Consider the following 12,802-nt stretch of genomic DNA (forward strand, 5'->3'; position numbering starts at 1 on the left):
TCAAAATTAACACCCAACATTTCTAAGCTCATTCTGATTTTTCAACTACTATCTATATAAAGACTAACCTTGGTGTTATGGCTCGCCCTTATTCTTTCTCCTGAGTGATAGGGGCATTTTTTTATCTCAAGTACTGTTGCCTGATGTAGTCCTGCAAGTAGTTCACTTGCTTTGACGTTGCCCCTCAATCTTACGAATACCATCCAACTGATTATTTGCCTTCTCAGCTTCAGCTAGCAGCAACCTAACCCAAGGAACAGATTGGCAGTAAGTCAGTCGCTTGGTGGTAACGGGACGATTATCGGTTTCAATAGTTCCGCTGGTATCGGTGTGCATTGCGCTGGTACGTAAACGGTCCGCGTAGTCGAGCAACCCGTCAGAGATATCAGCAGGAACAGGCAGATCGCATGTCTTTTCACGGCGGAGTATCTCCCGGTATTCGATGACTGTTTTTTCGGTGCTGGCATCAATCAGTGAGTTGTTCCGATTGGTGAACTCAGAAACCTGATTGAACCGGTTGAAGTCAAAAGCTTGTTTGGCTATAACCTCGCGCTGCCCATTTACTTCGCTCTGAGCTGTCTGTAACAAGGCATTGTTATGTCCAGCATTCCAGATAATCCCACCAGCCAAACAGATAACAAACAAACCAAGCATTATTAAAAAGGCTTTCACGGTGCCATCCCCCAGCAAACTAACGCGGACTCTTGGTCTCTGCGAGATACCTGCCCATAACAATTGTTAGACCGGATGCGGCAATCTCTACCGCCGTCTTTAATCCACCAGCGGATAGCTTCACACGCTCCCTTTGTGTCACCAGCATTCATTCGTTTGTAGAAAGTTGAAGGGAAACATTTACCGGGGCCGATGTTGTACGGACAGAAAGAAGCAATGCCTGCCTTCTGAGGTTCGGTGAGCGGCACTTTGATATTACGATCCACCCAAGCTAGTGCCTTATCTCGCTCAATAGCATTAACCTGGTTGCATTTCTCAGTCGTCAACGTCATTCCTTTAACAACTGGCTTACCATCAACCATCGTAGCGCCACGGCAAATCGTCCAAATTGGAGGCTTTGCGCTATCAAGATAAGCTGTATCGTGATTCCCCTCTTTCTCACCCAAAAACTGGTCGAGAATAACCGGAGCCGATGCACCAGCAAGAACCAGTCCAAGCACAGCAGCACTGAGTTTTGCCCTATTTCCCATTACTCACCTCGCGCGGCATTGCGCTGATTCTCTCTGACTTTAAAATAGAGATTGACTAGGAAAGTGAGTAAGCCCAAGAAAAGGCTACCGAGGACACCGATAGCTGCCCATTGGGAAGGACTGACCTTATCAAGCAATTGAAGCGTCCAGAATCCGGCGTTACCTGCAGAGGTACCGTATGCAACGCCTGTTGTTAGTTTGTCCATTCGATACATGCTCCACCTCCCGGTTAAGGGCAGTGCTTTATGGGTAAAGGGATGCGCCTCATCCACTCGTTTTAATAGATAAGGTGGTTAGCTGTATGGATGGGCGCAAATAGAAAGCCCCAGCAAATGCCGAGGCTCAGATGTAAAAAAGGCCGCACATAGCGACCTTAGATATTTATAGAAAATTATTACTCCGACTTTAAATCATCAATAACTTTATTCGTTTTAATAACGGAGTAATTAACGATGGAATCATTTTTCATTACCCATTCATATCCGTAACGACTAACAGGGTTCATTGCCTGATATGTGCTGGATACTTCTATAACTGATGCTCCATCGCTCAGTTGTGACTTTGCCGTAAATACACCATAAAGGAGCATTGCTGCAACAATGGCGATAATCGCCGAAATAATCCATTTCATATAAATAATATCCAGTTGTTAGAAAGTCTCTGGATTTTATTGCAGCAGAAAGCATTCTGCTATGAGAAAACTACCAAAATAACCATAACTTAACTACTACATGACTGCTGAATGATAGCAATCATCGTTTCGGATTAGGCGCACCATCGAGGAATCGAACCTCGCACTTTCAGGCTGCAGCCTGTGCTTCATCCATTTAGCTTATGGTGCTAGGTGTGGCGTTTATTAATTAGAAATGACCGCAATATCAATACGAGTATTGAGAGCAATTAAAAAATCACAATATACGATGCTATTAAGATTTGTACTTACCACTACCACTACCACTACCACTACCACTAACGAAAAGCCTCACACGAAGACGAGGCTTACTGAATTAGTCGTCATCTAAAGATATAGCGACAATATCAGATTCATACGAAATATATGCTGTTTAGTTCATTTTTGCAATACCTTGCTGATAATTTGTCGCCTTTTGTTGTGATCGTGATCTGGATACTTGCAATAATGCCTGCGAATCCAGTCTCACAAATATCGCATGCATAGCCAGCCAATGTTCTACGTAGTTCTGTGACCAGTTTGTTTTGTTGACTCCAACTAACTGTGCCAGTTTCTGATATTCATATGTCTGCCGACCGGCCAGGCTTGATTTCACATCCTGAGCAGCCAGCCAGATAAGCTGACGCAGCCTATCCATAGTCTTTTTAGTCACCTTCTTCCCTTCAATTTGCTGGTTGAACTGCTCCCATGCCCTTCGGGTAATAGTCACCTGATAATCCCAACTGATATTCTCGCCGTAATTCCAAAGAAGCCAGGCTTTATGATGTTCATCCAGAGATAAAAGCGCCCGGCGCCACGATGCTGTTGCGTACTCTACCGGCTGCATCAGTGGTATATGTGAACCCTTAGCATGTGCCTGTTTACCAGGTATGGGCGGATTATCCAGCGTTATCATCTTGCCGGTGACCTCATCAAGTACTCGAGGCTTTTTACGCTTGAATGTTCCTGTATCGAATTGAGCGTTCTCCAGCCAGGCCATTAACTGCCCTTTCGTTGCGCCGCTTAAATCAGCTGTGGCCACAATTAGCTGCTGACGTACAAACTCTAACTGCTGTGCCGTCATGCGGCCTCCCGTTGTTTAACGAGGCTACGGCGCAAAGCGCTGAAATGCCTTCTAATGGATTCAAGTTCTTCGAGGGTGTATCGATGTGGAGTATTGTTATTTTCCAGCAACTCAACACGTTCAGCGCCGATCTTTTCAATCAAGAAGATTCGATATTGTTGCTGATTTCCAGATAGCTGGACGTTGCACTGGTGACACTGTTTATGGATATTGTCGTCGTTATAGCGGATGTGGGAAGCCTTACCCCGTGACCGATAATGGCCAGCCTCCCATTGAACCGTATCCCATGTTCCGCAACTGATGCATGGCAGATCATAATCACGCTCGCGGATATAATCGTTAACCACTCTTTGCGTCATGTCCTCCCAATGCTTGAGCGGTTTAGTGGATGCTTTTCTTTTGCGCCACTCAATACGATCCTTCTTCGCTTTATCCTTGGCCTGTTTTTCCCGCTTTCTTTCGAGTTCTTGCAGGCCGAACTGCGCACCATGCTCCGGGCAGCACCAGCGGATATTGTCGAAATCAGGAGCGAATTTCTCTCTGCAAATTTTGCACCGGCGCTGAGGTTTCTTAGCCATAGTTACCCCCACATCCGATTACGCCAGCGACGATCAGCCTTAGGCAGATTTTTGCTTTCAGGCAGCAATGCGCTGATGGTCCAAGTGGAGAAATCAGGGTTAAGACTGCGGCTTACAGTGATATTTCGACGGCGATACTGCGCCTGAAGCGCGTCGGCTTGCTCTATAGTACAAATGGGATGCTGGAACCAGGTTAATTTCATCGCCATCACCCCGCAAAACTAAGCAGCTGGTTGGCAGCGTTCTCTGCCTCCTGGCGGCTTTTGAATGTACGGGAGAGGATCCAACGCCAGAGAACGTCGAGTGCAGCTTTGTACAGCTGCTGAAACTCGGTTTCGTCCATATTGGCAAAGGCAATGCTACGGGGGTGTTTACGTAGGGTGTCATCTGGCAACCGAATAGCATCGAAATGCCCAGCCTCAACGGTGACCCAGGCACGATACGCGTCGAAGGATTTGCACAAGCTGATGCCATTGGTAACGCGACGGCTGGCGACCTGCTCTAAATATTGCTCAGCGGCATCAAGCAAAGCGCCCTCATTACCGCCAAATGATGCAAGATATTTACTATATCCGGTCACCAATTTTCGTTCGTTTGAAGATATAGCTCCGCCAGTAGGCTCCCAGTATTCAAATCCGAGGTTGAGCAATGCGAAGAAACGACGATGAAAAGCCGGGTTACGGACTTGCTTAAAGTCCGCCACCAGCACAGCACCGAGCTTGATTTTTGATTGCAGAAAGTCGCTGGTCTCCGGCGTGGCGGCGATCAGGATTCCTGAGGACTGCTTGATGAGTTGTAACTGCGCCACAGAGTTCTCCATGGCGCGAATATCGGGTGTCAGTTGTTCTGGCTGACACTGACATTATGAACAGGTGATTATGGAAAATCAAAAATAGTTTTATATGACTTGATATCGACTTGCACAGAGTTCAAGAAAACTAAAACTAGCTAATGTTCTTGGACAAAGTTATCAATCCTTATCTTTGCATTTTTCTACCATTTTAAAATTCCGTGCATCAGCATTATGATGCACCTTTGAGAATAAAATTAAAACCCCAACAAATACATTGAGTTATGGCTATCACCCCCTCCAAAAAAACAAGGTGGGGGCAATTCTCAAATCGAATTATCAGACCTCTGCATCTTTCAATGCAGCGGACAGTATATTACCGAAAGAACCCGTCACTCTATTTTTTTTTGCACCTAATCGTGCCGCTTCGAACCGATCACCAACACTGCCTGGAATGATGTATTCATCATAGCTTTTAACATTTGACGGTCTAGCTCTATTAATTCTGTCTAACTTTCTTTTGAAAACATCGTGATAATTATATTTAAGCTTATTAAAAACAAAACCCAACACCTCATCAATCTCCTCAAATTGATGTCTTCTCAAGCAAACCTCTGTGAAATATGACAATCCATTCAACACCTTTACTTTTATATCATGAGAAAAAGTATCAAGTTCTTTATTTTTTATGCAACTGAATATCTCAAGCCCTGGATAATTAAAAATCCTATAAAACTCTTGGCGCTGCTCTGAAAATATTCTCTCATATTCCACTTCATTTATTTCATTAATTCTGTAATCATCTTTTAGCTCCTCTCTTGCATCAATGCAGAATGTAGCTTCATATCTCATCAAAACACAAAGCAAATCAAGTCGTTCATTTTCCTCTGTGAAAGAGTCGAGCTGAAGTAAATTACCAATTAAACTGATAGCCTTAATCTTCTCTTTTTTATCTCCACGCCATAGATATGTGGAATACGTTTTTACAAATAAAGGTGATTTATTATATACATATTGGTATTCACCAAGAAATGATATGCCCTCTTCATAGATACCATTATCTTCGATTATATATTGTGCCAAATTTATAACGGCTTGAATTTTTATTTCAGCGGGAGTGGCTGATCGCGATATAATCGACCGATACTTTTGTTTAACTTCACTTGGCTTTTTAGTGATTCGAGAGTTATCCGCATCATTAAGAAGAGAAAGATTATTATCTAAACCTTTATCAGTTCCAATTTGCTGTAAGCGACTAGTTACTGAACCATCCTCCTGAAAAGATTGTCTCATAAGAGTAGCAATCTCACCTGAGTAAACTTTGAAATATTTATCATCAACAATAATGATTATTTTTAGCTTAACTAACTCCGCAACTGCTTTCTCGAACTCATATTTATCTCTTTCCATGTTTAATATATATTGAAGTTTTGATAACAAATTAATTAAATCACTTTCTGATGTTAATATCCCCATAACACCAAATATTTTTAAAGCACTCACAGAAAGATAATCCTTTATTCTCCCATAGAGGAACTCAATAGCATTCTTTCCAGTATTTATCTTGGAATCAAGCATCGTTTCAATAGAACCACTTTCTCCATAAATTATTGCACTTTGGAAAATAAATAAAGGCCTTCCATTAGTCAATTGATGAATTGATGCAGCTAACTCATTTGAATCCCTACCTTTTTTATATACTTCAGTGTCAATTGCAAGTTCGTTCTCTAGTACACTATCAAAAAAACTTAATGATTCAGATGACGATAGTTCTTTAACTTCAATCTCCTCACCTGTAATATTACTGGCTGAACGTGTTGTTATAACTACCTTATGGTGACTAATATCAAGTAGCTTTATGAATTCAAGTAGTTTATCTTTTTCGGGAGGAGTAAAAGTTTCATAATCATCTATTATGATTAACAACCTCCCTTGAAAGTTGATTATATCTAACGGATCAGAATTATCATTGCAGAAAGCAATGTTGTTAATGTATCTTATTACAGATTCATAAGAGTCGACATTGCCGCTAATCTTTTCTATTCTGCCTGTATGATAGTTGAATTTTCTATCTTTGGCAGAAACAAAAACAATATAGTCAAAGTATTTTTTTTCCTCACTAAGTAACACTTCGCAGACTCTTTGAATAGAAGCAGTTTTACCTACACCCCCATGTCCCCAAACAGTAGAGAATACAGTAGACGTATTTTCTTTTAAAAACTGTACTAATTTTTTGACTATTGCTGTGTCAATATATTTTTTATAATTATTTTCGAAACTATTAATGATAGTCCCGTTACTAGCTTTAACTCTTCGCTCATCGATTTCCATGATAGAACCAATGATTCCATCAACCGTAAAGTACTTCCTATTTGTTTTAACAAGCTGATTGAACATTCCTCTCGATGCAAGCTTGTCATCTATATAGGAGAAAAGATAGAACTCATCCACCTCATCTGTTTTTAAAAAAGGAGATATCTTATGATATTCGGCATTATGATATATGTATAAAGTATTGCTTTCTAATTTAGCCGTGGATTGAGAAATAGTGCAAGGAGAATACTCACCTGTCGGTTTATATCGAATCCCTTTCGAAGCTGTCTCATTCGAAGAGAATACATTTATAATATCCATGTCTGATTTCAAAAAAACAGGCCCAGCATCTTTAATATCCGTATAGATATCACATAAACTTTCATAAAGTTCTTCGGCCGTATCCTCAAATGAGAACCCATGCCCTATTGACTCATTCCTTAAGCTAGGGTATTTATTAATGCTATCTTTGAATGTTTTAAGCTTCTTACCCCCAAATATTTCTCCCTCTACATCCAATACTCTTACCAAATGCAGGATACTCCCAATCGATGGTCTAACCACATTTTGAAAACACATAGCTCTTGAGTCATCATCGACTCTTAAAATATTTTTATTCCAAAGATATCCAAGTGTTAACACTAAAATATACTCTATTCTCGATTGTTCCTGAGTGGCTGCATCACGAAAATTACCAGTAAATATATTAAGATGTGATTTTTCGCCTATTTTTTTGGATATGTAGTCCATTAATAAACTCCAATGTTTCCAGCTAAGTGAGTGGGTAGAGATGAGTTAGGATGTAGTATAAGGAAGCTTAAAGCATTATAATCAATTTTCATATACAGCAAGAGATATTCATTTTATAGTATTGATAAGTTACTCACACAACATTGGGTAACTGTGAACTCATTCCGCTAAACCCTCAACGGTATTTACACAGCTATCAAGGTAGTAGCTTTGATGCAATAACTCTCAGATTAAATATCAATGCCAGCTCTTGGCACATAGCGGACTTTTCGATTAGGTTTTGCCCTGCGCCACAGCGCGGCCAGGTCGAGTTTAATCCAATACATATGATGCTTGAGTCTATGCTGATGGTGCGCCGGTAATTACCCGGCGCGATCTACTGAAAAAAAAGCCATTGCCACTTCTACTGACCACACAGTTTCGGTGTTATCGCTCATAGTGCAAGCTTTAGGGCTCTAAACTCGATCACCCATACCCAAGGATTAGATAGCCAACTTCCAGCACCATAGATGGATCGCCATAACTCGACAAAACTATCGTATGGGGTCTGGAAATCACCTCCGCTATCGGGTCGCCACCCAGTAAGTTCCATTCCTTCAGCTTGAGCATCTTCCTGACTAATATCATTTAGCCGCTCGACACGGACACTGGTAATTTCCAGAGTTATTCGGGAAGCCCGGCGCGGCATGTGGATTGACGGCTTCCAAAGGATATTTTTAGCCGCTGGAATGAAGTCGCAATGTGATGGGACGTGTTCAGGATAATTAGCTCTGTACAGCGTTAATCCTATCGCTGAAGCTGGGGCATCAGCCCACGTCTCACGCACCCACAGGCGGTCACCGACAGAGCCAAATGGGCAGTTAGCTGAAAGGCTATGACCAGGAATGGCGGGAACAAATTTAACCCCCTCATTCCATTCGGTTCCATAAACTTCATAGAACCGCCCACATAAAACTGGCTGTACCTTCATCACTCGGCGAGTCTGAGTCTTACGGCCAGCAAGAATTGCTCTAACCATTTCAGCGTTAAAAATCACTCCGCGCTCTTTAGTTGCTTTATTTTTATCGCTCATGGTTTCGCACTCCCGAAAATTTGATGAACCTCATAACCCCGCCAGTTTTGACGGCAAACCTCTGTGATGGCAGGTGTCGCTGGTTTACGCCGTGGCTCTGTTTTACGGTGACAAATATGACGTTCCCAGTTTGGAGCCAACTTGAGCTCACGGCACACTCCGGTACCGCAATGGGTGATAATTTCTCTGCGTAACAGGTGCATCAGGATATTCCATGCAGACCGGCTATCACGCCCTAGAACCTCTGCTAACTGACGACCCGATGCCGTTTTATGTTCCTGGAGGAACGCAATTATCTTTTGCTGGTTTTCACTGTTCATGAATGGCTGACTCCTTGCGCAATTGCTGGGCGAACTCCAGAGCATCTGACTCTGAAATGTCTGCATGCATGAGTTTTGCAAAATCCTCAACGCCCTGAGCTTTAATCTCAGTAATAGCGGCCTCAGTAACCGGGGTTTCAAGTGCAGTATTGAGCACATCGACGTACCACTCTGTGTAACGATAATCGAGCATTCCGTCATGCTGTTCTACCCACATATCTGGGGCGGTAGCGAATTCAATAGCCGCACGTAACTGTGCATTTTCAACTGCCAGCGCATTACTTCGCTCTGTCTCGACACGTAGGACATGAAGCGAATTTGTCACTGACTCCATGGCAGTTGTAAGTGCTAATTTCAGCTGTGTATTCTCATTCGATACCTGATCTAATTCATCAACTACAGCTTGGTATTTACTTTGAAGTTCAGCATTGCACGCAGCTAACTGGTTTATGGTCAAACTTTCAAAATTAATTGTCATTTTGTCATCTCTTGCTGTTTGCGACGCTGATATTCCGCCATCATTTCCTGGGCTGGTGTAAGTCCAGCAGGAGCCTTAGGGGCTGAAATCTGTCGGCGAATCGGCGGTACCGAGAAACCTGTGGCCACTTTTTTTTCCCAGCGCTGGAGAAGGGTTCCCGCTAACCTCTCCTGCTCTGTTGCTGTAAGTTTTCGCTCTACTCCAATGCGACGGATCTCAATGCAAATGTGATACAGAACAGGGTGCCGCCATGGAAACTGTTCAGAGCTACCATATTTATAAGACTCATTCCGCCAGCGTTTCAACTCATCAATTACGTTTTTCACTGTCAGATTAAGCCGTCCACCACTGACCTCTGCCGTAAGGCTGATAAACTCAGCTAAGTCTGGAGGCCAGCTATTGCCCGCAGCGCATCGCTCTATACAAGATTTACAGACGTTAGTTATCTGGATAGAGGTCATGCTTCCAACCTGTGTGATCCATAATTTCGTTGGCCTGTCCCCGTTCTTCTGGGTCCAGCGGTTCGCGTAGATTTGCCCCATCAGCTCCCAAAGCTCCCACGCTTGATTCTCTGCGCTCACGCTCCCAGCGTCGACGCTCTGCGCGGATACGTTGAACAGCGTCAGATTCTCCGGAATTGTTTGCATGCTGCAGATCTCCCTGTTTGGTTACGGGTTTTGTGGGGGTTTTGGGTTTGAATAATCCCTGATAGCCGTTGGCGATACTTGAATCAATCACATCGACCGGGTTATGTCCTTCGTCAAGGCAGCCCTTAAGTAACCGAAATAACTTTGTAACCGTCAGTTCGGTTTTAATCCCTTTCCCAGATTTCTGGCGGTAAGTAACCCACTCGGTCCATGCAACCGAATCCAGCCATTCGGGGATCGAAATACTCAAAGGGTCAAACTTGATTTTCCCCTCGGGGGGATTAAAGGGGGGGTTATCTTTTAGATCTGTATTTGAAAGAATGTCTTTGGTGTTCCCTGTTTCCGGGGATACCAATCCCTGTTTTTGGGGATAGTTTTCACTGTTTTCGGGGATGGTTTCCCCTTCGTTTTTGCTATCCCTGTTTTCAGGGATAACTATCCCTAATTTGTAGGTATCCTGAGATTTTGCCTCAGCCGTAATCACGGCACATTTCTTACACTTTGGTTTCGTGTAAGCCCATTTATTAAGATCAGTATTGATGCTGATGTATCGAGTCTGACCTATACGCCTAATCAGAATAATTCTGCGGGTTGCCAGTGAGAGAACGGCCTCAGAAACATGCTTAACCTCCAGTGAGGTTTTATCTGCAATGAGGCTATTGGTGATCCGGTCCTCTTTCTTTGACCATCCGTAAGTAAGGCGAACAATGCTGTTCAGCACACGAAACTCACGTCCCGATAACTCAACGATACACAAGGCATCCTGGATCTGATTGGCTAAACGTAAATAGCCACTCTCCAGATCAGCCATATTGCTCTCCCTTTGCGCCCTTTCAGACGCAGGAAATTTGATAATCTCAGCGACATTTGACATACTTAGTCCTGTGAATTGATCCAGTTAATTCCACCGAAGGTCGGTACTGTTCGCGCAGTCCGACTTTCACCTTTTTTAAATCCGTCATATCAACCCCGGAACAATAACCACTAATCCACTGACCACTTGCGCCATAGACTCTATTGGCAATAATTTCAGCAATGCTTCTGCTGCTTCGCGAACTTCCTTTTCAAGCTTCTCGATGGGTAAACCCATCAATTTTGCATGGTGTGCTTCACTGCATTCCTTCACTGCACTCGCTACCAGCTCCGCATCCGTCATACCCTGTTTAAGTCCATACTGACGTGCTATTTCAATAGGCATAACATCAGCGATAACGGGTAGTAGGGTCGATACATAACGCTCATACTTTTCAGAGTTGCGAGGGTTATCGATCCAGCGGAATAAGTTTTGTTTCGCGTTCTGTAGCGAGCCAGAAAGGTTTAAGCCCTTCCCTCCCCGTCGATGCCACTCAGTCACGATCAGCGTAGTGATAGTTTCCTGAGATTTCCCCGGTAAACTATCCTGCCAAACGCTCATGGCCTCACGAATTACCGAGAATTTAATTGCACCACGATGCGTGAACACCGATTGATTTTTAGAAATCAGCTTCCGCTGAAACTGGGTGTTATCATTTTGAAATAAAAGTGATTGCATGAGTTTTATCTCTACAGACCGTATTAAGCGGCTGTATTATCTGAGTGAGGAAAGAGACTGGGCAGATCCGGCCTGATTTCGTGAGCTTTGACCTCACCATTAGTAGCTGCAACGACCCTAACAACTTGCTCGGGTGCTACTTTGGCCTTGTTATGAAGCCACTTATAAACGGCTTGCTGGGACACACCACAGGCTGAGCCAAGTTTTTGTTGAGAACCTAGCAAGGCAATGGCGTTTTTAATTGCATCATTCATAAAAACCTCCGTTGTTAACGAAGGTCAGTATAAAACCATAGTTGTTTACCTTGCAACAACTATGATTGTTTGCTTACTAACAACCGAAGTTGTAAATTGTGGATATGAAAAAAACACTCGCCGAAAGGCTTAAGATGGCGCGGCTTCAGGCAGGATTATCCCAAAAAGCTTTAGGTGAAAAAGTTGGGATAAGTCAGGCTGCGATACAAAAAATTGAAAACGGATCAGCCAAAACCTCCACAAAGCTAATAGAGATTGCAGGGGTGCTTGGCATTCGTCCTGAGTGGCTGTCTGAAGAAAAAGGGCAGATGAGCACACCTACTGCAGACAGTTCCATTCCCCATGAGAGTCAATGGGGAACCGTAGATGCATGGGATAGCAAAACCCCGTTACCCGATGATGAGGTGGAAGTGCCCTTCTTAAAGGACATAGAATTTGCTTGCGGTGATGGACGGGTTCACGATGAAGACTATAACGGCTTTAAGCTTCGCTTCTCAAAATCAACTCTACGCCGAATAGGTGCCAGTACAGACGGTTCTGGCGTTCTATGCTTCCCTGCAGTTGGTAACAGCATGGAGCCGTTTATACCTGATGGCTCTACGGTGGCGATTAACTGCCATGATAAACGCATCGTGGATGGCAAGATATACGCCGTCAATCAAGAGGGATGGAAACGCCTCAAGATGCTTTACCGTGTAGGTCCGGATCGTATAAGTCTACGCAGCTACAACAGCGAAGAGCATCCTGATGAAGAGCATCAACTGTCTGATGTTGAAATTATTGGCCGCATGTTCTGGTCTTCTACTCTGTGGTAATCGCAGCAGCGCATTACCAAACGACTAAGAGAAAACAATGAAAATCGGATACCTGTTTCCTGCTGCCATCATAGTCGCAGCGATAGTGTTTATTGCATGGTTCATCATTGGCGGGTATGCAACGTCTCGGTGAGTCGCCGGAAGGGCTCACAACTTCTTTTTATAGGTTTGTGATGCCTTCAAACAAAGCAATTATTACTTACATATTTCGGTAATAACTGATGATTATTTACCCATCTACGTTGCATTAGATCTTTGAAGACAACATAATCATACGGACAGCCTCTTTGGAGATTTT

Annotated in this window: 17 protein-coding genes, 1 tRNA gene and 1 pseudogene; 2 read left to right on the top strand and 17 right to left on the bottom strand. The window is 43.4% G+C overall.

The window, feature by feature from the left end; genetic code table 11:
* Positions 1-162 precede the first annotated feature (162 nt).
* The 17 genes and pseudogenes from M2387_RS02840 to M2387_RS02920 form a co-directional block, all read right to left on the bottom strand.
* On the bottom strand, positions 163-672 hold the full coding sequence (locus M2387_RS02840) for a hypothetical protein (protein ID WP_259047022.1): 510 nt from the start codon (positions 670-672) through the stop codon (positions 163-165).
* Positions 669-1,202 carry a lysozyme gene (locus tag M2387_RS02845; protein ID WP_259047023.1) on the bottom strand — a complete coding sequence of 178 codons (534 nt, stop codon included), beginning with the start codon at positions 1,200-1,202 and terminating at the stop codon, positions 669-671. Before M2387_RS02845 ends, M2387_RS02840 begins: the two co-directional genes overlap by 4 nt.
* Positions 1,202-1,417, bottom strand: coding sequence for a class II holin family protein (locus tag M2387_RS02850; RefSeq protein WP_259047026.1), 216 nt, complete (start codon positions 1,415-1,417; stop codon positions 1,202-1,204). Before M2387_RS02850 ends, M2387_RS02845 begins: the two co-directional genes overlap by 1 nt.
* 179 nt (positions 1,418-1,596) lie before the next feature.
* Positions 1,597-1,833, bottom strand: coding sequence for a hypothetical protein (locus tag M2387_RS02855; RefSeq protein WP_259047028.1), 237 nt, complete (start codon positions 1,831-1,833; stop codon positions 1,597-1,599).
* Between the two features lie 139 nt (positions 1,834-1,972).
* Positions 1,973-2,043 (bottom strand) — tRNA-OTHER (locus tag M2387_RS02860).
* Positions 2,044-2,266: 223 nt separating this feature from the next.
* Positions 2,267-2,956 carry a bacteriophage antitermination protein Q gene (locus M2387_RS02865; protein ID WP_259047030.1) on the bottom strand — a complete coding sequence of 230 codons (690 nt, stop codon included), beginning with the start codon at positions 2,954-2,956 and terminating at the stop codon, positions 2,267-2,269.
* Positions 2,953-3,534: a recombination protein NinG gene (locus tag M2387_RS02870; RefSeq protein WP_259047031.1), complete on the bottom strand. Its 582-nt coding sequence runs from the start codon at positions 3,532-3,534 to the stop codon at positions 2,953-2,955. The genes M2387_RS02865 and M2387_RS02870 overlap by 4 nt, the downstream gene beginning before the upstream one ends.
* 2 nt (positions 3,535-3,536) lie before the next feature.
* Positions 3,537-3,737, bottom strand: a complete 201-nt coding sequence (locus M2387_RS02875; protein WP_409039422.1) for a hypothetical protein — start codon at positions 3,735-3,737, stop codon at positions 3,537-3,539.
* Positions 3,738-3,742: 5 nt separating this feature from the next.
* Positions 3,743-4,354: a DUF1367 family protein gene (locus tag M2387_RS02880; RefSeq protein WP_259047035.1), complete on the bottom strand. Its 612-nt coding sequence runs from the start codon at positions 4,352-4,354 to the stop codon at positions 3,743-3,745.
* Between the two features lie 309 nt (positions 4,355-4,663).
* Positions 4,664-7,387: an NB-ARC domain-containing protein gene (locus M2387_RS02885; protein WP_259047036.1), complete on the bottom strand. Its 2,724-nt coding sequence runs from the start codon at positions 7,385-7,387 to the stop codon at positions 4,664-4,666.
* Positions 7,388-7,820: 433 nt separating this feature from the next.
* Positions 7,821-8,459 (bottom strand): ASCH domain-containing protein, encoded by a 639-nt coding sequence (locus M2387_RS02890; RefSeq protein ID WP_259047037.1) that lies wholly within the window; start codon positions 8,457-8,459, stop codon positions 7,821-7,823.
* Complete coding sequence (locus M2387_RS02895; RefSeq protein ID WP_259047038.1) at positions 8,456-8,779, bottom strand: hypothetical protein; 324 nt, start codon at positions 8,777-8,779, stop codon at positions 8,456-8,458. Before M2387_RS02895 ends, M2387_RS02890 begins: the two co-directional genes overlap by 4 nt.
* Positions 8,769-9,257, bottom strand: a complete 489-nt coding sequence (locus tag M2387_RS02900; protein WP_259047039.1) for a hypothetical protein — start codon at positions 9,255-9,257, stop codon at positions 8,769-8,771. The genes M2387_RS02895 and M2387_RS02900 overlap by 11 nt, the downstream gene beginning before the upstream one ends.
* A complete protein-coding gene (locus M2387_RS02905) occupies positions 9,254-9,718 on the bottom strand; it encodes a replication protein P (protein ID WP_259047040.1) in 465 nt (154 codons plus the stop codon). Before M2387_RS02905 ends, M2387_RS02900 begins: the two co-directional genes overlap by 4 nt.
* A 283-nt stretch (positions 9,719-10,001) precedes the next feature.
* A pseudogene (locus tag M2387_RS02910) lies at positions 10,002-10,778 on the bottom strand (replication protein); the annotation flags it as partial.
* 84 nt (positions 10,779-10,862) lie between these two features.
* On the bottom strand, positions 10,863-11,435 hold the full coding sequence (locus M2387_RS02915) for a toxin YdaT domain-containing protein (protein WP_259047042.1): 573 nt from the start codon (positions 11,433-11,435) through the stop codon (positions 10,863-10,865).
* A 23-nt stretch (positions 11,436-11,458) separates the two neighbouring features.
* The gene (locus tag M2387_RS02920; protein ID WP_259047044.1) at positions 11,459-11,689 is read right to left on the bottom strand and encodes a transcriptional regulator; all 231 of its coding nucleotides are present in this window, start codon (positions 11,687-11,689) and stop codon (positions 11,459-11,461) included.
* 104 nt (positions 11,690-11,793) lie between these two features.
* Between M2387_RS02920 and M2387_RS02925 the strand changes: the two genes are divergently transcribed.
* Both M2387_RS02925 and M2387_RS02930 read left to right on the top strand, forming a co-directional pair.
* On the top strand, positions 11,794-12,504 hold the full coding sequence (locus M2387_RS02925; protein ID WP_259048265.1) for an XRE family transcriptional regulator: 711 nt from the start codon (positions 11,794-11,796) through the stop codon (positions 12,502-12,504).
* Positions 12,505-12,541: 37 nt separating this feature from the next.
* Positions 12,542-12,637, top strand: coding sequence for a YoaK family small membrane protein (locus M2387_RS02930; RefSeq protein WP_259047046.1), 96 nt, complete (start codon positions 12,542-12,544; stop codon positions 12,635-12,637).
* Positions 12,638-12,802: the final 165 nt, after the last annotated feature.

It is taken from the genome of Klebsiella sp. BIGb0407 (genome assembly GCF_024807845.1).
Lineage (GTDB): Bacteria > Pseudomonadota > Gammaproteobacteria > Enterobacterales > Enterobacteriaceae > JGM124.